Below are 16,721 nucleotides of genomic sequence, written 5' to 3'. Positions count from 1 at the left end.
GTCGTAGACCGCGATGTCTGCTTCGGTCAGGTCCGTCTGGCGGACGATCTCGGCGCGCCGTGCGGCGACATCGTAGGACCGGAAATTGGCGATACGGCTATTGATAGACCGGCTGTTGATTGACACGGGGGGTGGTCCTCCTGAAGTGATTCTGTGCTCCGCTTCACAGTAGGGAGGGTGATGGCTGCCAGGCCACGTGCTCAGGGCACATCGATCGGTCGAAATTGTAGTGTCATGCACCACCGTCTTTGTCGACGGTCTCACCCCCGGCCTCTTCGGCGCCCACTTGCCGAAGCTCGTCGAGCCTCGTCGCCATGGACACCCGAAAGAAGTTCTCGTCTTCACGCCACGAGTGACCGAGGAGCGTGCGGATGCGCTCGAGACGCTGAACGACGGTGTTCGGGTGATAGTTGAGGGCGCGGGCAGCCTTGGTCGGGCTTCCTTCGTTGCGCACGAGGGCGCGCAGGGTCGCAGTGAGATCGGTGTCCTTGTCGCGGTCGTAGGCGAGTACCGGGCCGATCACGTCATCGATGAACTGATGAAGTGATTCCGGATTTTCGCCGAACAGAACGGTGTACGGCAGATACGACGCCGTCGTGACCGCGCCGTCGGTCTTGCCCAACGCCGAGAGCAGGCGAGCAGTACGCAGGGCAGAGGTGAAGCGCGCCGGGAGGTCTTCGGGACGCTCCGCCGTTGCCGGCGCAATCACCACGGCGTGAGGTCCCACCGAACCGGTGATCTGGCGGTGAACGACGGTCGCCGCGGCTGCCGGGTTCCCCGAGCGCGAGACCACCGCGATCAATCCGGCGTGCTGCGACGCCAAAGCCCCGACCGGCAAACTCTGCCCGATTGCGCGGAGCGCAGCGGTGCGGAGTTCCGGAGCAACCGACACCACGAGGACGGTATCGAGTTCGCCGAGGGAGATGCCGAGGTTGCGGGTCCGACGTTCGAGGTCGCGCCTGCGCTCGGGCGCAGTGCTCAACAGATCGGCGACCAGTTCGTCACGTGCGCGCCGATCCGCTGCTGCCGCCGCCGTGTGTTGCAACACGAGGATCGCAGTAACCTGAGCGGCCCGTTCCACGGTCCTGAGTTCGACAGGTCCGATCGGCGCGTCCGAACGATTCAGCAAGATGGCCCCGAGGAATGATTCGCCGGCGGTGATGGCGCTGACGAGTTGGATCACGGTTTCACTGTCATCGGCGACAAACGTGCATCGGCCGCTTCGGCGACTCAGGTCGATGGCCTCGGACACGGCGCGAGGTAGAGACAACGGCACCGTCGTGATCTGCTCGCCCGAGGATTTGACCAGAGGGCGTAGCTCACTGTCGACCACGACGGTGCCGCGCTCGAGTGCGCTGCTGAGGGTTCGTGCAACCTGGGCGTATCCGCCGCCACGGAGAACGGCGTGGATCAGATCCTGGTGGACGATGTTCGACTTGTCGCGCGCGGACACGTGCTCCCGCAGTTCGTCGAGTGCTCGCCCGGTCTCGGCGGCGGATTCCTCGGCGCGGTCGAGCGCCCGCGCGGTTTGCAGGACCACCGAGGCATGATCCGCCAGCGCCGAGAGCAGGGCTATCTGATCGGCAGTAAATCGTCGTTCCCGGCGGTCGGCGGCAAACAGGACTCCGAGGATCTGGCCGTCCGAGAGCATCGGCACGCCGAGAATCGCCACCAGACCTTCGGCGACTATCGCGGCGTCGACCACCTCGTCGTGACGCGACTGCGTGTAGTCGCTGTAGTTCTGAACCCATTGGGCTGCTCGAGATTCGGCAATCGCACTGACCAGTCCCGCGCCGGCAGGAACCTGCAAATGCTGTAGCTCCGGCGAGACGGCGCCTGCTGTCTTTCGAACATTCAGATCTCTGGTGACCACATCGAACTCGGAGAGGTACGTGACGTCGGTGCCCATGATGTCGTGTGCTCGGTTGACGAGTCGCTGGAGCAGAGTGTCCACGTCGCGAACTTGCGCGAGTTCACGCGCACTCGAGTAGAGGACCGCCAATTCGTTCTCGCGACGGCGCAGTCGGCGAAATTCCGACCGACTGGCCCGGATGCGGGCCGCGGTCTGCGTGATCTCCGTTGCGCCGAGGCCGAATTCGGAAAGTACCTGTTCGACATGTTCGTCACCGACGGAGTCGGACGTCACGTCGAACAGTGCGGCAATCTCGTTGGGTTCCGAGTCGGAGTCTGAATCAGGGGCGGTCACACCGAACAAACTACAGACCTGCGGACCTACCGAACTCGTCGAGCGGCGGGGATGTGTGACTGTTGTTGGCTTCTAATGCATTTCGATCCGTGCCCGTGCCTCCCAGTTCTTCGTGCATCCTGTCCATGTCCTTCTCGAGCGCGCTGACCTTTGTCTCGAGGGCGAGAACTTTGCGGTTCAATGCTTGAATGCTCGCCATGCAGACGCCGTTTGCATCGACGGCCGAGATCCGACGGGTGTTGGACCCCAGGCCGAAGACTGCGGCAAAATCCTGTGCCATCGGTCCGAGATGACGGATCGACTTGTGGTCGAAACCGTAACTCCACGTGCTGATTCGGAGAGCCGTCAGCCGGTCGAGCACGTCCTGGGCACTGGTGGGAACGGCTGCGTCTGTGTCCACGCCGCGGCGACGCGTGGCGTGCGAGAGCACCCACTGCGCTGGGTGGCGCATCGCCGCGTTGACCCGAGTGCCCAAATAGTCAGTGCGCTCGCCCTCGTCAGGCGGTGAGGTCACGTCGCGCAGTTTTGACGGTCTTGTCGCTCAGCAGTATTCCCGCTCCCGCGCCCAGTAGTCCGAGGCCGATTCCGACAGCAGCGCTGCCGAGGCCCAAAGCAATTCCCAACATGATTCCTCCAAAAATTGTGCGGTGAATTGAGGGGCCAGGTGTCCGACGAAAGTGCTGCCGACCTGCTCCGCGCTCATCTTTCACATTGCTCCGCCGTGCGGGCGATGACAACCCGTCTGGACCGAATTTCTCGTGGAAAACACAGGCGTGCAACACTGGGTCAAGAACTGCTGGGTCATCGGCGCCTTGTCGGCGCCGTACGGGCGGCAGTAATTGAGTAGCCATCGACCGATCTCTAACGCAGGTTTATCTGCGCGCGGCAACGATGACCAGGCAAAAGGGTGGCATGTGAACGAATCGAGCAATGGCTTGTTTTCCGACCTCAGCGCGTCGGAGCCCGTTGTCGACGCAAAAAGCGCCGAGCAACTGGCGGCCGAGCGTGAAACTGCGGCAGCAGAACGCTCCAACACCGACACCGCTGAACAGCGGCAGTCACAGCTGTTCAGCGGTTAAGCGCGTCAGGACTCCTTGATTACCGACAGAACATTGCCGGCTGGATCGGTGAACCACGCGATGTCCGGGCCGTTGCCACGCATGATGCCTCGCGCATCCTGGGGGAATCCGTCGTATTTCAGAAACTCCACGCCACGTGCGGTCAGTTGATCGACGGTTGTGTCGATGTCGTCGACGACGAAGTTGAGAATCGTGTACGTCGCCGCTTCGTGATTCGGTTTGGGATAGACGAGGATTTCGGTTCCGCCGGCAAGATGTAGCCGAATCAGCCCCATGTCTTCATCGGTCACTTTCAGCCCGAGTATTTCGCCGTAGAACTTCTTTGCAGCATCGATGTCTGTCACCGAAAATCCGCTGAATGCTTTGGTGTCCGCAAGCATGACTGTCTCCGTTCCTAGCTGGTGTCGGACTAGGTGGGTTGGGAATCCGTCATTCCGGATTCCATGTCGGCCCTGGCTTCCTCGCTGAACTCGATGATCTGAACGTAGTTTCCGTCGGGGTCGATCGCGGTGGCGAACAAACTGCCCCCGCGGACTTCGAGCGGAGCGTGCCAGTTTCCGCCGAGTGCGTCGATGCGGTGTGCGATCGACCGGGCGTCGTCGGTCTCGACGTTGAGGAACATGCGACCCGGCTGGGGGTTGGTCTCACCGACGTCGTCGCGTTTGTCGAGCATTACGTAGAAACCGTTGAAGTCGAGGACGTCGTAGCCAGGGTCACCGGGAGTCCGGTCGACCTTCGGGGCGAACGCCTCGGCGTACCAGTCGCGCAAACGTTCGGGGTTGGTGCTCGAGAGCAAAATGCTGCTGATGCTGGATCCGGACATGGGTCCTCCTGCTGTCGGTCGTTACTGTCGTCGGCAATCGAGGCTCTGGCCACATCACCTCCCAGATACAGACTTCCCGCAGCGGCGAAACTCATCGCGGCTCAGCTGTGTTCCGACACCATGATCGCCGTCGTCCCTGGTTCGAGCGCCCGAAAGATATGCTCCTCGTCGCCGGGATAAGCGAGATAGTCGCCCGGGCCGAGCTCGATCGGATCTGCGGTGGGCCCGACCTCCGCTCGCCCGGTGCCGATCACAACGTGTTCGGTGGTGCCGCGCGCATGCGGAGTCGAAATACGCGGCTCGCCCGGTTCGGCGACTATGCGATACAGATCACGTCGTGCGTTCGGTGGGCTCGGCGCCAAGAGCGTCGCGATGTACGACGCGTTTGCCGACGCAATCGCGGGACCTTCTCCGGCTCGAATCAATTGAACGGTCTGTGCCTGCGAGTCGACGAGTTGTGAGAACGGCACACCCAACGCGTTGCCGAGTGCCCACAGTGTTTCGAGGCTCGGGTTCCCGAGGCCGGATTCGAGTTGGGAGAGTGTGGATTTGGCGATGTCGGCGCGCCGCGCCACCTCCGAGAGGCTCAAGCCTGCTCGGGCACGTTCGCGTTTGAGTGCGACGGCGACCAGTTTCTGAGGAGTCTCCGCTGTATCCGTTTCATCACTGGTCATCGTTCGATTCTCCGATCGGTCGTTCTACTTGACGAACGGTGTCACTTCGTTCAACATAGAATACATGCGTTCTTTATGGCGAACAGTTGATCGAGACACGGTTCGGGTGAGCGTGCTGATCTGGCTCTCCGTGGCCATCGTCGGTGTGTCCTACGGTGTGACGGCAGGATCGGCTGGATTCTCGTTGTGGCAGCTTTCGGCATTGGCTGTACTCGTTCTGGGAGCGTCTTCGGAGTTCTTGTTCATCGGAATCATCGCAGCCGGAGGCAGTGCCACCGCTGCTGTTGTGGCGGGCTTGTTGATCAACTCACGTAACTTCGCCTACGGGATGTCGGCAGGATCATTTCTCGGCACGGGTCGCTACAAAGATTCAGGCTGGCGCAGTATGGTCGGCGCGCACCTGGTCAACGACGAAAGCGTCGCGGTCGCCATGGCGCAGGAATCGGTGGAGCGCAAGCGTGCGGCTTTTTGGTTCTGTGGAATCGGGATCGCGGTGTCGTGGCCGATCGGAGCGCTGCTGGGCGGGCTGCTCGGCAGCGTCGTCCGAGACCCCGGCGCGTTGGGATTGGATGCCGCGTTTCCGGCTGTCATTCTGGCCCTTGTCTTGCCTGCGCTGAAGGAAAAGGTGACGCTGCTTGCCGCCCTGACCGGTGCAGCAGTCGCGGTGGCCACGTCGCCGTTCCTGCCGCCCGGTACCGCGCCGCTCGTAGCGCTGCTGAGTATCGCGGTGACGATACCGTTCCGGGAGAAGGTTCGATGAATACCGCGTCGGTCTGGATCGGTATTGTCGTGTTCGCTTGCGGCTCTTACGCTTTGCGGGTAAGTGGCGTTCTGCTCCGCGCTCGGGTGAAGCTTTCGAGCTTTGCCGAGAAAACCCTCGATCGTGCTGTCGTGGTGCTGCTGCTTGCAGTGGTTGCGACATCGACGATCTTCATCGGGCATGACGTTGCAGGGCCGGCGCGGATGCTCGGTGTGGTGGCCGGAGGTATCTGCGCCTGGTTCAAGGCGCCGTTGGTACTAGTGGTGATTGCCGCGGCCGGCACTACTGCATTACTACGGCTGTCAGGGGTGTCGTAGAGCCGATTCGGTGCGCGTTGAATGTGTGGTCGAATTCAGGCGAGTGCGGATGCCGTCGATGAACAGGTCCAGGCCGAACTGGAAGCGCACTGTCGGATCGCCGTCGAGGAGGTCCTCGTCGGAACCGCCGCCGATCACCTCGGGGGAGTCGGGGGAAATGGGTGCTCGGGTAAGTGCCCCCATTTCTTCCATCTGCGCTCGGGACTGCTCGTCGACGGTGTGGCCGAGTACGTAGTACAGCAGGGCGTACGCCGCGAGTTGGGCATGCTCGCGTGATAGCCCGGATTCTTCGCCGGCGTGTACGAAGTGCTCGCGCACCTTGCTGCTTGTCATCCGCGAGGCGAAGGTGGCACTGACCAACTCGGCGCCGTCGCGGTGCGCCAGCAGGGCAGACCGAAGTCTGTGTGCCAGTTCGGAATACGCGTCTTGCCATGTCTCTGCGTCTACGGGAGTGTCGAGGTCTTCGAGGATCTTGTCGACGACCGCACCGAGCAAGGTCTGCTTGTTCGGGAAGTGCCAGTACAGGGCGCCGGGTTGGACACCCAGTGACGTTGCGAGCCTGCGCATCGTGAGGTCGGCAAGTCCGAACTCGTCGAGTATCGCCATGGCGCCGTCCAGCACGTCGCCGCGTCGCAACTGCACTTGTTGTTCCCCTCGTTTCGTCCCGCTGTGGGGCGCTCGCGATCGGTTGTCGATCGGACCCGCCTTTGACAGTATTCCACCACGTCTCTAACGTGAACACCGTTCAACTTGTACGGTGTTCAATTTTGCTGGTTTCGAAGGAGACGTCTGTGACCCCGCCCCCGATTAGCACGGCCCCTGCGACGGTCGACATCCTCGACCAGGCGCGCGAGCAAGTTCTCGAAAGAGGAGTTGGCCTGACCGAAAGCCAGGTGCTCGACGTACTCCGACTCGACGACGACAGGCTCGAAGACCTGCTGGCTCTCGCCCACGATGTGCGTATGAAATGGTGTGGACCGGAGGTCGAGGTCGAGGGCATCATCAGCCTCAAGACGGGCGGTTGCCCCGAGGACTGCCATTTCTGCTCGCAGTCCGGACTCTTCCAGTCGCCGGTTCGCGCGGCCTGGTTGGACATCCCGAGCCTGGTGGAAGCTGCCAAGCAGACTGCGAAGTCGGGCGCTACCGAGTTCTGCATCGTGGCCGCCGTCCGCGGACCTGACGCCCGGTTGCTCGCTCAGGTGGCCGCAGGTATCGAGGCGATCCGCAATGAGGTCGACATCCAGATCGCCTGCTCGCTCGGCATGCTGACCCAGGAACAGGTCGACCAACTGGCCGCCATGGGTGTGCACCGGTACAACCACAACTTGGAGACCTCGAAGTCGCACTTCCCGAACGTCGTGACCACACACTCGTGGGAAGAGCGGTGGAACACGCTTCGGATGGTTCGCGAAGCAGGCATGGAAGTGTGCTGCGGCGGAATCCTCGGTATGGGTGAATCATTGGAGCAGCGTGCAGAATTTGCCGCGAACTTGGCTGAACTCGAGCCGGACGAGGTCCCGCTCAACTTCCTCAATCCGCGTCCCGGCACCCCTTTCGGGGATCTGGATGTGCTGCCCGCCAGCGAGGCGCTCAAGTCCGTGGCGGCATTCCGTCTCGCGCTGCCCCGCACGATCCTGCGCTTCGCGGGTGGACGCGAGATCACTCTCGGCGATCTGGGTGCCAAGCAGGGCATCCTCGGCGGAATCAACGCCGTCATCGTCGGCAACTACCTGACCACCCTCGGGCGTCCCGCCGAGAAGGATCTGGATTTGTTGGTGGATCTGCAGATGCCGATCAAAGCACTGAACGACACTCTGTGAGCACTCCGGTGACCGAGGAGCGGTACAACCCGTTCACCGGGCGTCGATGGGGCTAGAGCCGCCTCGCTTCTGCGAGCAGTGCGGGCGCCGCATGATCGTTCAGGTCAGCCCTGACGGATGGTGGGCGAAATGCTCCCGACACGGTGTCGTCGACTCGATCGACGCCGCCCGCAGGTAGCGTCACTCTGTGTGATCTCTCTTCGGCAGACTCGTCTGCGCACCGCGATCGTGATCGCCGCAACCACTGCGGGCGTGAGCGTGCTCGTCGGTGTGGTGTGGGCGTTCTTGGCTCCGGCCGAGCATCTGTTGGTGGTGTCCGAGGGGCGCGGCGTCGCGTTGACGGGTGAGAGCCTCCATCAGTTCGACGCGAGTGCTGTGTTCATCTGGCTGGCACTGATCGTCGGTGTGCTGTCGGCAGTAGCGGCGTGGTTGGCGCGTCTGAGTCGAGGCCCGTATGCCCTGGGTGGGTTGATAGTCGGCTCGGCGGCAGGTGCCGGACTGATGGCACTCGTGGGTTCGGGCGTGACAAAACTGCGTTTCCCCACCGCCGACAATCCGGCGGTCGGGGAGATCATCGCGCGGGCACCGAACATCGGCACGTTGCTCGTGCTTCTGTTTCAGCCGCTTGCGGCGTGCGTCGTGACTTTGGTTCTCGCAGTGCTCAATCCGTACGACGACCTCGGTGTGGGGGGCCACCCGGAATCTGGGGATCCGGAATCTGGAGATCCGGCCACCGAGGCCGAACAGACCGACGACGAGGTCCAGCCGAAACTCCCGTAGCCGTTGCTTCTATGTAGCCGTTGCTTCTATACAGCCGTTGCTTCTATACAGCCGACGCTTCTCTATACCGCCGACGTCGACGGGCGGTTCRCTGCGGACTTCATTCGCACGTCACCCAACAGTCGACCCGAAATCAACGCTCCCAACCGGCGGGTTGCGAACCGAGTGCTGATCGAGGACACCCAATTCGGCAAACCTGATACGACTGTCGGCGGTGCGTTGCGTCGATCCAGTGCCCGGAAAGCTGTATCCACCACCTGAGTTGCCGTCTGCATGCGCCCGACCGCAGCATCTTCGGAGCCGACGACGTCGAAGAACTCGGTTCGTGTCGGGCCGGGGCACACCGCCAATACGGTCAATCCGCTGCCGCGAGCTTCTGCCCAGAGTGCTTCGGTGAAGTTGAGTACAAAAGCCTTGGACGCGCCGTAGACGGCCATGCCAGGGGTCGGCTGGAACGACGCCGTGCTCGCGATGTTGACGAGCGCTCCACGTCCGCCCAGGAGATCGGGCAGGAAGGTGTGCGTCAGTTCGACCAGCGTGGCGATGTTGAGCTGAATTTCGGACGTGACGCGCTCGAGATCTTCGTCCACGAATGCTCCGTGTGTTCCGAATCCGGCGTTGTTGATCAGCGAGGTGACGGTGATGCCACGGTTTGTCAGATCCTGGTGCAGTGTTGCGCCGACGCCGGGCGCCGCCAGGTCGGCAGGCAGAACTGTGACTGTGATGCCGTGGGCGACGCGGAGTTCGGTAGCGAGGGCTTCGAGGCGATCTGCCCGCCTGGCGACGAGAACCAGATTTGCACCGCGAGCGGCGAAGCGGTGAGCGAATTCCACTCCGAGCCCAGCGCTGGCTCCGGTGATGAGGACGGTGGTTCCGGCTACGTCGATGGCCATGGTGGCTCCTTCGGTTCGGGTGATCCCAAATGTAGGCACTGACACCATAGTTGTCAATGACAACATTTTGATATGGTGCCACCATGCCCGCCCACGAACAGCCGTACCACCACGGCAGCCTGCGACAGGAACTCCTGGCGTCAGCTGAAGCGACCCTCGAGCGTGATGGCGTCGACAAGTTGTCGCTGCGGCAGCTTGCGCGCGAGGCGGGCGTGAGTCACGCGGCCCCCGGCAAGCATTTTCGCGACCGTCAGGCTTTGCTCGACGCCTTGGCTGAAAGCGGATTCCATCGGATGACCGGTGCACTCGAGCGAGCAGTTTCGGAGGCGCCGCCGACCGCGAGAGCCCGGTTCTCCTCGCTCGCCAACGCCTATGTGGATTTTGCGTTGGAGCATCCGGGCCTGTTGTCTCTGATGTACAGCAACAAGCATGCACCCGGTGCGGCCGAGACTGTCGTGAACGCGGGGCACGCGACGATGGACCTGACCGTTCGGCTCGTATCGGAAGCGCAGGCTGCGGGTGACATTGCCGCCGGTGATCCGGAAAGTATTGCGCTGGTTGCCTTTGCGACGTTCCATGGCGTCGCGACGCTGGCCGCGGGCGGAATGTTGGGCGACGTGCCGGTCGGCGATGTGGTGAACGCGGCCTCGACGGTCTTCTGGGCGGGGCTGTCTCGATCTGCCTGATGTGTGGGGCGCGGAATCCCCAGAGTTCTCACAGAACCAACACAAGGGAGCCACAAGATTGCGGACTTACATGGGAGTCAAGAAGTTTGATTCCGAGTGGAGGTTTCGCAATGAGCGTTTCTGAGATCGCCCCGAACAGGGGAGTTGTACTTGTCACGGACATCGGATTCGAGCACGGTGCGCGTATCGCCACCGAGTTTCTCGACGCCGGTTGGAGCGTGGCGGCCACCGCGCGGACGGTGACAGAATTGGTGCGCATCATGGCGGGAAAACCGACCCATCGCTTCTTTGCGATAGTCGCTGATCCGACGGATCGTTGGCAGGCCGATCGGATTCTCGATCGGGTGACGACGCGGTTCGGCGCAATCAATCGGGTCATCGATCCGGCCGGCGCGGTGAACTCGGCGTGGCTGCAACGCGGAAGTTTCGAAGCCGTTGCCTGAGAACCTGATCGACGTCAGCTCGGGGGACGCAGTGCCGCGAACTCGTCGGTGACTCGCAAGGTGGAGTCGGTGAAGCGGTACAGGGCCGGTGGGCGTCCGCCCGACTTGCCGGACGGTGCGGTGTTGCCGGTGGGAGTCAGTACGCCTCGGCGACCCAGTACGCGTTGCAAGTTGGTTGCGTCGACTTGGTAACCGAGTGCGGCGCAGTAGATTTCGCGCAGTGTCGACATCGCGAACTCTTCGGGAGCCAGCCCGAATGCGATGTTGGTGTAGGAGAGTTTTGCAGCCAGTCGATTACGCGCGTGCCGTACGACGGTTCCGTGGTCGAACGACATCTCCGGCAACTTCGAAACAGGGTGCCAGGCCGTGTCGGGCGGAAGTTGTGGGTCGGCGCTGAGGGGAACGAGTCCGAGGAAGGTCGACGCGATGCGGCGCGGGCCCGGCACTCGTTGTGGATCACTGAAGACGGAGAGTTGCTCGAGGTGGGCGACCTTTCGTAGGTCGACCTTCTCGGCGAGGAGTCGTCGAGCGGAGGTCGTCAGGTCCTCGTCGTCGCGCAAAGTGCCCCCGGGCAGGGACCATGTGCCTTTCTGTGGGTTGAGTGCGCGCTGCCACAGCAGCACGGCCAACTCTTCGCGCCCTTGTGGGCAGTGATCGCCGTCACCTGCGGCGATGCTTGCGGGGAAGGTGCGAACTTGGAACACCGCTGCAAGCACTTCGTGGGTGGTGTTACTATTGGGCACGTTTTCGATCCTAAGTCGAAAACCTCGAATACGGAAATCCGGGCCAGCCCGTCCGGATTTGAACTGGGTGACGAGCCCGGGTTCACGGTGAAGGAGAACGCCATGACGACCACGACGTTATGGGAGGGATCGGCCTCGCAGATTCACGACGGCCCCGGCGGATACAACGGAGTCGAAGCGACCCCCGAGTGGGCCGCTGAGATCAAACGTCTGGCTCGCGAACGCGGCGCGACGATTCTTGCGCACAACTACCAGCTGCCTGCGATTCAGGACGTCGCCGATCATGTCGGCGACTCCCTGGCGCTTTCGCGAATCGCTGCCGAGGCGCCCGAGGACACGATTGTCTTCTGCGGTGTGCACTTCATGGCCGAGACCGCGAAGATCCTGTCGCCGTCCAAGACGGTGCTGATCCCGGACGAGCGTGCCGGCTGCTCTCTGGCCGACTCGATCAATGCCGAGCAGCTTCGTGAGTGGAAGGCCGACAACCCGAACGCCCTCGTCGTGTCCTATGTCAACACCACGGCCGAGGTCAAGGGTCTCACCGACATCTGCTGCACGTCGTCCAATGCCGTCGACGTGGTCAACTCGATTGATCCCGACCGGGAAGTTCTCTTCCTCCCGGACCAGTTCCTCGGAGCTCACGTCAAGCGCGTCACAGGCCGCACCAACATGCAGATCTGGGCCGGTGAATGCCACGTCCACGCGGGTATCAACGGTGACGAGTTGACGGCGAAGTCCAAGGCTCACCCCGATGCCGAGCTTTTTGTGCACCCTGAATGTGGTTGCGCTACTTCGGCTCTGTACCTCGCCGGTGAAGGCGCGGTCCCCGCGGACAAGGTCAAGATCCTCTCCACCGGCGGAATGCTCGACGCTGCCCGCGTCACCAAGAGCAAGCAGGTTCTGGTCGCCACCGAGATCGGGATGCTGCACCAGTTGCGCAAGGCAGCGCCCGACGTCGATTTCCAGGCCGTCAACGACCGCGCGTCGTGCCCGTACATGAAGATGATCACGCCTGCCGCGTTGCTTCGCTGCCTTCTCGAGGGCAAGGACGAGGTCCACGTCGATCTCGAGATGGCCAAGCGTGCACAGAAATCGGTGCAGCGCATGATCGAGATCGGTAATCCGGGCGGCGGCGAGTGAGCAGCCCTGCCGGGCGTTTCGCCTGGGAGGCTCATGCCGACCTGGTCGTCGTGGGAGGCGGTGTCGCGGGCCTCACCGCTGCGCGCACCGCTTCTCTGCGGGGGCTGAAAGTACTCACGGTCAGCAAGGGTGGTCCGACGGACACCTCGACTCAGTACGCGCAGGGCGGCATCGCAGTCGTCGACGATCTGAATACGGATTCCGTCGAGTCGCACGTTGCGGATACGTGTGAGGCCGGCGTCGGCTTGTGCGACGAGGAAGCCGTCTATTCCATCGTCGAAGCTGGTCACGACGCAGTTGCGGCGCTGGCCGCGTTGGGCGCGGTCTTCGATCGCGGGCGAGACGGCGAGGTGTCGCGCACCCGCGAGGGTGGGCACAGCACGCGTCGGATCATCCATGCGGGCGGCGACGCCACGGGCGCGGAAGTGCAGCGGGCTCTCAACGCTGCCGGCCTCCCCGTTCTGTTCGGTGCAGCGGCAGTCCAGGTGGTGACCAACCGGCGCGGGGTGTGTGGACTCATTGTCTCCTCGCCGGAAGGGCTCGGAGTGATCCATGCGCCCGCGGTACTGCTCGCTACCGGTGGACTCGGTCAGCTGTATGCCTGCAGTACAAATCCGCCCGGCGCAACTGCCGACGGAATCGCGTTGGCGCTCGAAGCAGGTGCGGCAATTGCGGATCTGGAATTCGTTCAGTTCCATCCGACGGTGCTCTTCACTCCGGGTGGAGTGGGTCGCCGGCCCTTGATCAGTGAGGCGGTCCGCGGCGAAGGTGCGATTCTTGTCGACACCAACGGCGATTCGGTCACCGCAGGTGTTCATCCGCTGGGTGATCTCGCCCCGCGTGACGTGGTCTCGCGCGCAATCGCAGCACGCCTACGAGATCTCGGCACCGATCACGTCTACCTCGACGCCCGCAAGCTCGACGGCTTCGATTCGCGGTTCCCGACGATCACCGCATCCTGTCTCGAAGCGGGCATCGATCCACGCACCCAACTCATTCCGGTCGCTCCGGCCGCGCACTACTCGTGCGGTGGAGTCGCCACCGACGTCCATGGACGAACGGGAGTGCCTGGACTCTACGCAGCCGGCGAAGTGGCTCGCACGGGATTGCACGGCGCGAATCGTCTTGCGTCCAACAGCCTTCTCGAGGGTTTGGTGGTCGGGGAGCGTGCCGGAATCGCAGCTGCCGAGCGTCGCGAGGTTCATGCCGAAGTGGTCAACGTGGTGCGCAAGCCGATGCCGATCCTCCCACGAGAGACTGTGCAGTCCGTCATGACAGCACACGCGTCGGTGGTTCGCGACGGAGGCGGTCTCCAGACTGCGCGAGCCGCGCTTGCCGACGCCGATCAGACAGTGGCGGTGGCTGCTGGGGACCTCGAAGACGCGGCGCTCACACTGACCGCGACAGCGTTGGTCGATGTAGCCGTGGCACGAACCGAGAGCCGAGGCTGTCACACCCGCACCGACTATCCTGAAACAGATCCGAATCAGCGTCGCAGCACTCGGATCAAGATGAGTGCCGATGGAGCGCTCGAAATACTAGACATGTTGTTGACAGGAGTTCATTGATGACCGAGCAGAAGATCCTGCCCGCGCCGATCGACCGTGACGAACTGCTCACGTTGGTCAGGCTCGCTCTGGACGAGGATCTGCGCTATGGCCCTGATATCACTTCTACCGCAACGGTTCCCGCCGATGCGGTCGCGAAGGCTTCGGTCGTCTCACGCTCCTCGGGTACTGTCGCCGGCATCGACGTCGGACTGCTTGTTCTCGACGAGGTGATCGGCGCGGGTAACTACGAGGTCGTTGATCGGGTGGCCGATGGAACTCGGGTTGCGCCAGGTCAATCGGTGCTCACCGTCGTCGCGCCCACCCGCGGCCTTCTCACGGCAGAGCGGACGATGCTCAACCTCGTCTGCCATCTCTCGGGAATCGCCACGGCGACGTCGCAGTGGGTCGACGCCATCGCCGGCACTCATGCCAAAGTGCGGGACAGCCGAAAGACACTGCCCGGACTGCGTTCTCTGCAGAAATATGCAGTCCACGTGGGCGGAGGCGTCAACCACCGCATGGGATTGGGTGACGCGGCGTTGATCAAGGACAACCACGTTGCCGCTGCCGGTTCGGTGGTCGCAGCACTTCGTGCGGTCCGTGAGCTCGCCCCGGACATCGAGTGCGAAGTCGAGGTCGACAACCTCACTCAGCTCGACCAGGTGCTGGCGGAGAACGTGGAACTTGTTCTGCTGGACAACTTCCCGCTGTGGCAGACGCAGATCGCGGTCCAACGCCGAGACGCTGTTGCCCCCGAAACCAAGCTCGAGTCATCCGGTGGTCTCACCATCGACGTTGCCGCAGAGTACGCCCGAACCGGCGTCGACTACCTCGCTGTAGGTGCCTTGACGCACTCGGTGACAGTGCTCGACCTCGGGCTCGACATGTAGGTGCCGCTATCGCTCGGCGTCCAGCAGTTGCGGGACGGCCGAGCGAAGCGCGCTTGTCACGGTTGCGACCGCCGGGTGAGCGTCGGAGCCGGCTCGGTGTGCGATCTTGGTCCTTCGTCGAATGGGCATCGGCGTCAGGCGCACTCCGAGTGGCGGATGGATGGCTCCGAGTTCCGGGACCAGTGAAACGCCCTGCCCTGCAGCGACGAGGGCGAGAACGGTGGCGAACTCGTCGATGTGGTGTCGCACTTTCGGGGTGAACCCGGCCGCTTGGCACGCGCGAATGGTCATTGCATGACAAGCAGTTCCGGGGATCGCAGTAATCCAGTGCTGCTCCACGCAGTGGGTCAGCGCGGTAATGGTGCTGTCGGGATCTGTAGCGGTGTCGTTCGACGCCAGATAGACCGATTCGCTGCACAGAGGCAACGCTGTCAGGCCCGGTTCGCTGGGACGAGGGACGAAGTCGTAGTCGTGAATCAACGCCAAGTCCAGATTCCCAGCTCGTAGGGCGTCGGCGACGTCCGCTGGGTCGATCTCCGAAACCATCGGTTCCAACCCGGGATGCTCGCGAGAGAGGGCGATCAATGCCGGCGGGAGGATCGCCCGTGCGGCGGTCGGGAACGTTCCGATGCGCAGCGGCCCCGCCAGTCCACGACGCGCGTCGACCAATTCACCCGACGCCTGCTCCAGGCGTTGCAGGATGACTTCGGCATGACGTGCGAGGTTCTCACCGGCCGGCGTGAGGCGGACGCGACGGCCTGTTCGTTCCAGCAGCGGCACGCCGGCTTCACGTTCGAGGACGGCCAATTGCTGCGACACCGCGGAGGGACTGAACGACAGCGCCTCGGCAACGGCAACGATGGTTCCGCGCAGCGCCAGTTCGCGCAATAGCTTCAGTCGACGAACWTCGAGCATCAGCTCAGCTTACGCTCGACGATGGAAATGCGAACTAGACCTACAAGGTCTGTTCGGTGAGGCTGAGTTCTATGACTACGACTCGAGTTGACCTGGCCGGAATCCATGTACCACTGATCACGCCCTTCGAGAGCGACGGTCGTGTTGCAACCGACGCACTCGAACAGCTTGCGCACCAGGTCCTCTCCGACGGTGCGGTCGGACTCGTTGCACTGGGGACTACAGCGGAAACCGCAACCCTCACCGAGCAGGAGAGAGTGACCGTTCTGGATATCTGTGCGAGCGTGTGCCGTGCGAGAGGTGCGACGTTGATCGTGGGCGCGGGTAGCAACGACACGGCGGGCAGTGCGCAGGCGCTCGGGAGGCTGACTCGGTGGCCTGACGTCTCGGCGGCCTTGGTGCCGGTTCCCTCCTTCACGAGGCCGTCGAAAGCCGGTGTGGTGGCGCATTTCGCGCATCTGCAGTCGTCGAGCCGCGTGCCGCTGATCGTCTATCACGTGCCGTACCGAACTGCGTGCGATCTGGACAGCGGCACTTTGCGGGAGCTGGGTGATTTGCCCGGGGTTGTTGGTGTGAAGTATGCCGCGGGCGGTATCGACGCAGCTGCCGTCGAACTCTTCGCGGATCTTCCGGACGACTTCGCCGTGCTGGCGGGGGATGATCTGTTCCTCGCGCCGCTTCTGGCCTTGGGTGCGTCAGGCGGAATCTTGGCGTCCGCTCATCTGTCGACCGCCGAGTTCGTGCGCCTGGTGAAGGCTTGGGACAGTGGAGATGTGGACAGTGTTCGCGATCTTGGGCGACGGTTGTCGACGCTGTCAGGAGCTCTCTTTTCCGAATCGAACCCGACTGTCATCAAGGGCGTGTTGCATGCATTGGGGCAGATTCCGACTCCCCATGTGAGACTGCCGTTGCTACCTGCGAGTGACGAATCGGTAGCGCGGGCGCTCGAGGTCTACCACTCTTGACTCGAACGGGTGTTCGAGTATTGTTGGGGGTGGGGAT

The 16,721-nt window shown here is 62.9% G+C and carries 21 protein-coding genes and 1 pseudogene; 12 read left to right on the top strand and 10 right to left on the bottom strand.

The genetic code is table 11. The features are described from left to right. Positions 1–232: 232 nt before the first annotated feature. The 3 genes from AC1DWA_RS25835 to AC1DWA_RS25825 are packed head-to-tail and all read right to left on the bottom strand — an operon-like array spanning position 233 to position 2,832. Positions 233–2,206, bottom strand: coding sequence for a helix-turn-helix domain-containing protein (locus AC1DWA_RS25835; protein ID WP_477846898.1), 1,974 nt, complete (start codon positions 2,204–2,206; stop codon positions 233–235). Between the two features lie 10 nt (positions 2,207–2,216). Then, positions 2,217–2,720: a tail fiber domain-containing protein gene (locus AC1DWA_RS25830; protein WP_477846897.1), complete on the bottom strand. Its 504-nt coding sequence runs from the start codon at positions 2,718–2,720 to the stop codon at positions 2,217–2,219. Beyond that, complete coding sequence (locus AC1DWA_RS25825; protein ID WP_021333694.1) at positions 2,704–2,832, bottom strand: hypothetical protein; 129 nt, start codon at positions 2,830–2,832, stop codon at positions 2,704–2,706. Before AC1DWA_RS25825 ends, AC1DWA_RS25830 begins: the two co-directional genes overlap by 17 nt. Positions 2,833–3,120: 288 nt before the next feature. Here AC1DWA_RS25825 and AC1DWA_RS25820 point away from each other — a divergent pair, with 288 nt between their 5' ends. Then, the gene (locus AC1DWA_RS25820; RefSeq protein ID WP_019748819.1) at positions 3,121–3,285 is read left to right on the top strand and encodes a hypothetical protein; all 165 of its coding nucleotides are present in this window, start codon (positions 3,121–3,123) and stop codon (positions 3,283–3,285) included. Positions 3,286–3,290: 5 nt separating this feature from the next. Here the strand turns inward: AC1DWA_RS25820 and AC1DWA_RS25815 are convergent, their stop codons facing one another. The 3 genes from AC1DWA_RS25815 to AC1DWA_RS25805 form a co-directional block, all read right to left on the bottom strand. Continuing rightward, positions 3,291–3,665: a VOC family protein gene (locus AC1DWA_RS25815; RefSeq protein ID WP_019748818.1), complete on the bottom strand. Its 375-nt coding sequence runs from the start codon at positions 3,663–3,665 to the stop codon at positions 3,291–3,293. A gap of 29 nt (positions 3,666–3,694) precedes the next feature. Then, the gene (locus AC1DWA_RS25810) at positions 3,695–4,108 is read right to left on the bottom strand and encodes a VOC family protein (RefSeq protein WP_477846896.1); all 414 of its coding nucleotides are present in this window, start codon (positions 4,106–4,108) and stop codon (positions 3,695–3,697) included. 101 nt (positions 4,109–4,209) lie between these two features. After that, positions 4,210–4,782 carry a helix-turn-helix domain-containing protein gene (locus AC1DWA_RS25805; protein ID WP_279164162.1) on the bottom strand — a complete coding sequence of 191 codons (573 nt, stop codon included), beginning with the start codon at positions 4,780–4,782 and terminating at the stop codon, positions 4,210–4,212. 64 nt (positions 4,783–4,846) lie between these two features. On the opposite strand from AC1DWA_RS25805, the gene AC1DWA_RS25800 reads away from it, so the two are divergent. Next, on the top strand, positions 4,847–5,542 hold the full coding sequence (locus AC1DWA_RS25800) for an AzlC family ABC transporter permease (protein WP_037137219.1): 696 nt from the start codon (positions 4,847–4,849) through the stop codon (positions 5,540–5,542). Then, the gene (locus AC1DWA_RS25795; protein ID WP_021333691.1) at positions 5,539–5,859 is read left to right on the top strand and encodes an AzlD domain-containing protein; all 321 of its coding nucleotides are present in this window, start codon (positions 5,539–5,541) and stop codon (positions 5,857–5,859) included. Before AC1DWA_RS25800 ends, AC1DWA_RS25795 begins: the two co-directional genes overlap by 4 nt. Here the strand turns inward: AC1DWA_RS25795 and AC1DWA_RS25790 are convergent. After that, positions 5,845–6,501 (bottom strand): TetR/AcrR family transcriptional regulator C-terminal domain-containing protein, encoded by a 657-nt coding sequence (locus AC1DWA_RS25790; RefSeq protein WP_020908033.1) that lies wholly within the window; start codon positions 6,499–6,501, stop codon positions 5,845–5,847. The two genes, AC1DWA_RS25795 and AC1DWA_RS25790, sit on opposite strands and share 15 nt — an antisense overlap. Positions 6,502–6,665: 164 nt before the next feature. Here AC1DWA_RS25790 and bioB point away from each other — a divergent pair, with 164 nt between their 5' ends. The 3 genes and pseudogenes from bioB (at position 6,666) to AC1DWA_RS25775 (ending at position 8,459) form a co-directional block, all read left to right on the top strand. Continuing rightward, a complete protein-coding gene (bioB, locus tag AC1DWA_RS25785) occupies positions 6,666–7,679 on the top strand; it encodes a biotin synthase BioB (protein ID WP_024487821.1) in 1,014 nt (337 codons plus the stop codon). Further along, a pseudogene (gene bsaP / locus AC1DWA_RS25780) lies at positions 7,676–7,857 on the top strand (biotin synthase auxiliary protein BsaP). The gene bioB and the pseudogene bsaP overlap by 4 nt, the downstream one beginning before the upstream one ends. Before the next feature lie 11 nt (positions 7,858–7,868). Beyond that, positions 7,869–8,459: a DUF2567 domain-containing protein gene (locus AC1DWA_RS25775; protein WP_477846895.1), complete on the top strand. Its 591-nt coding sequence runs from the start codon at positions 7,869–7,871 to the stop codon at positions 8,457–8,459. 62 nt (positions 8,460–8,521) lie between these two features. Here AC1DWA_RS25775 and AC1DWA_RS25770 read toward each other — a convergent pair whose 3' ends face one another. Next, on the bottom strand, positions 8,522–9,352 hold the full coding sequence (locus AC1DWA_RS25770) for an SDR family NAD(P)-dependent oxidoreductase (RefSeq protein WP_477917196.1): 831 nt from the start codon (positions 9,350–9,352) through the stop codon (positions 8,522–8,524). Between the two features lie 83 nt (positions 9,353–9,435). On the opposite strand from AC1DWA_RS25770, the gene AC1DWA_RS25765 reads away from it, so the two are divergent. After that, a complete protein-coding gene (locus AC1DWA_RS25765) occupies positions 9,436–10,038 on the top strand; it encodes a TetR/AcrR family transcriptional regulator (RefSeq protein WP_046378680.1) in 603 nt (200 codons plus the stop codon). Between the two features lie 110 nt (positions 10,039–10,148). After that, complete coding sequence (locus AC1DWA_RS25760) at positions 10,149–10,481, top strand: SDR family NAD(P)-dependent oxidoreductase (RefSeq protein WP_477846894.1); 333 nt, start codon at positions 10,149–10,151, stop codon at positions 10,479–10,481. Between the two features lie 14 nt (positions 10,482–10,495). Here the strand turns inward: AC1DWA_RS25760 and AC1DWA_RS25755 are convergent, their stop codons facing one another. Next, on the bottom strand, positions 10,496–11,224 hold the full coding sequence (locus AC1DWA_RS25755; protein ID WP_007733069.1) for an NUDIX hydrolase: 729 nt from the start codon (positions 11,222–11,224) through the stop codon (positions 10,496–10,498). A gap of 102 nt (positions 11,225–11,326) precedes the next feature. Between AC1DWA_RS25755 and nadA the strand changes: the two genes are divergently transcribed. The 3 genes from nadA to nadC are packed head-to-tail and all read left to right on the top strand — an operon-like array spanning position 11,327 to position 14,804. Beyond that, positions 11,327–12,364 carry a quinolinate synthase NadA gene (nadA, locus tag AC1DWA_RS25750; RefSeq protein WP_020908027.1) on the top strand — a complete coding sequence of 346 codons (1,038 nt, stop codon included), beginning with the start codon at positions 11,327–11,329 and terminating at the stop codon, positions 12,362–12,364. Further along, positions 12,361–13,932, top strand: coding sequence for an L-aspartate oxidase (locus AC1DWA_RS25745; protein WP_069146886.1), 1,572 nt, complete (start codon positions 12,361–12,363; stop codon positions 13,930–13,932). Before nadA ends, AC1DWA_RS25745 begins: the two co-directional genes overlap by 4 nt. Beyond that, on the top strand, positions 13,932–14,804 hold the full coding sequence (gene nadC / locus AC1DWA_RS25740; RefSeq protein ID WP_211917621.1) for a carboxylating nicotinate-nucleotide diphosphorylase: 873 nt from the start codon (positions 13,932–13,934) through the stop codon (positions 14,802–14,804). The genes AC1DWA_RS25745 and nadC overlap by 1 nt, the downstream gene beginning before the upstream one ends. Before the next feature lie 6 nt (positions 14,805–14,810). Here nadC and AC1DWA_RS25735 read toward each other — a convergent pair whose 3' ends face one another. Beyond that, positions 14,811–15,719 carry a LysR family transcriptional regulator gene (locus AC1DWA_RS25735; protein WP_477917194.1) on the bottom strand — a complete coding sequence of 303 codons (909 nt, stop codon included), beginning with the start codon at positions 15,717–15,719 and terminating at the stop codon, positions 14,811–14,813. A gap of 71 nt (positions 15,720–15,790) precedes the next feature. On the opposite strand from AC1DWA_RS25735, the gene AC1DWA_RS25730 reads away from it, so the two are divergent. Further along, positions 15,791–16,684 carry a dihydrodipicolinate synthase family protein gene (locus AC1DWA_RS25730; RefSeq protein WP_259119518.1) on the top strand — a complete coding sequence of 298 codons (894 nt, stop codon included), beginning with the start codon at positions 15,791–15,793 and terminating at the stop codon, positions 16,682–16,684. Positions 16,685–16,721 lie beyond the last annotated feature (37 nt).

It is taken from the genome of Rhodococcus sp. P4_F3_2, assembly GCF_056401335.1.
This window is presented reverse-complemented; position numbering and strand designations above follow the sequence as displayed.

Coding starts and splice junctions, on each gene's coding strand:
- AC1DWA_RS25825 (WP_021333694.1), bottom strand. CDS start 2,832: ATGTTGGGAATTGCTTTGGGCCTCGGCAGCGCTGCTGTCGGAATCGGC.
- AC1DWA_RS25815 (WP_019748818.1), bottom strand. CDS start 3,665: ATGCTTGCGGACACCAAAGCATTCAGCGGATTTTCGGTGACAGACATC.
- AC1DWA_RS25810 (WP_477846896.1), bottom strand. CDS start 4,108: ATGTCCGGATCCAGCATCAGCAGCATTTTGCTCTCGAGCACCAACCCC.
- AC1DWA_RS25805 (WP_279164162.1), bottom strand. CDS start 4,782: ATGACCAGTGATGAAACGGATACAGCGGAGACTCCTCAGAAACTGGTC.
- AC1DWA_RS25800 (WP_037137219.1), top strand. CDS start 4,847: ATGCGTTCTTTATGGCGAACAGTTGATCGAGACACGGTTCGGGTGAGC.
- AC1DWA_RS25795 (WP_021333691.1), top strand. CDS start 5,539: ATGAATACCGCGTCGGTCTGGATCGGTATTGTCGTGTTCGCTTGCGGC.
- AC1DWA_RS25765 (WP_046378680.1), top strand. CDS start 9,436: ATGCCCGCCCACGAACAGCCGTACCACCACGGCAGCCTGCGACAGGAA.
- AC1DWA_RS25760 (WP_477846894.1), top strand. CDS start 10,149: ATGAGCGTTTCTGAGATCGCCCCGAACAGGGGAGTTGTACTTGTCACG.
- nadA (WP_020908027.1), top strand. CDS start 11,327: ATGACGACCACGACGTTATGGGAGGGATCGGCCTCGCAGATTCACGAC.
- nadC (WP_211917621.1), top strand. CDS start 13,932: ATGACCGAGCAGAAGATCCTGCCCGCGCCGATCGACCGTGACGAACTG.
- AC1DWA_RS25730 (WP_259119518.1), top strand. CDS start 15,791: ATGACTACGACTCGAGTTGACCTGGCCGGAATCCATGTACCACTGATC.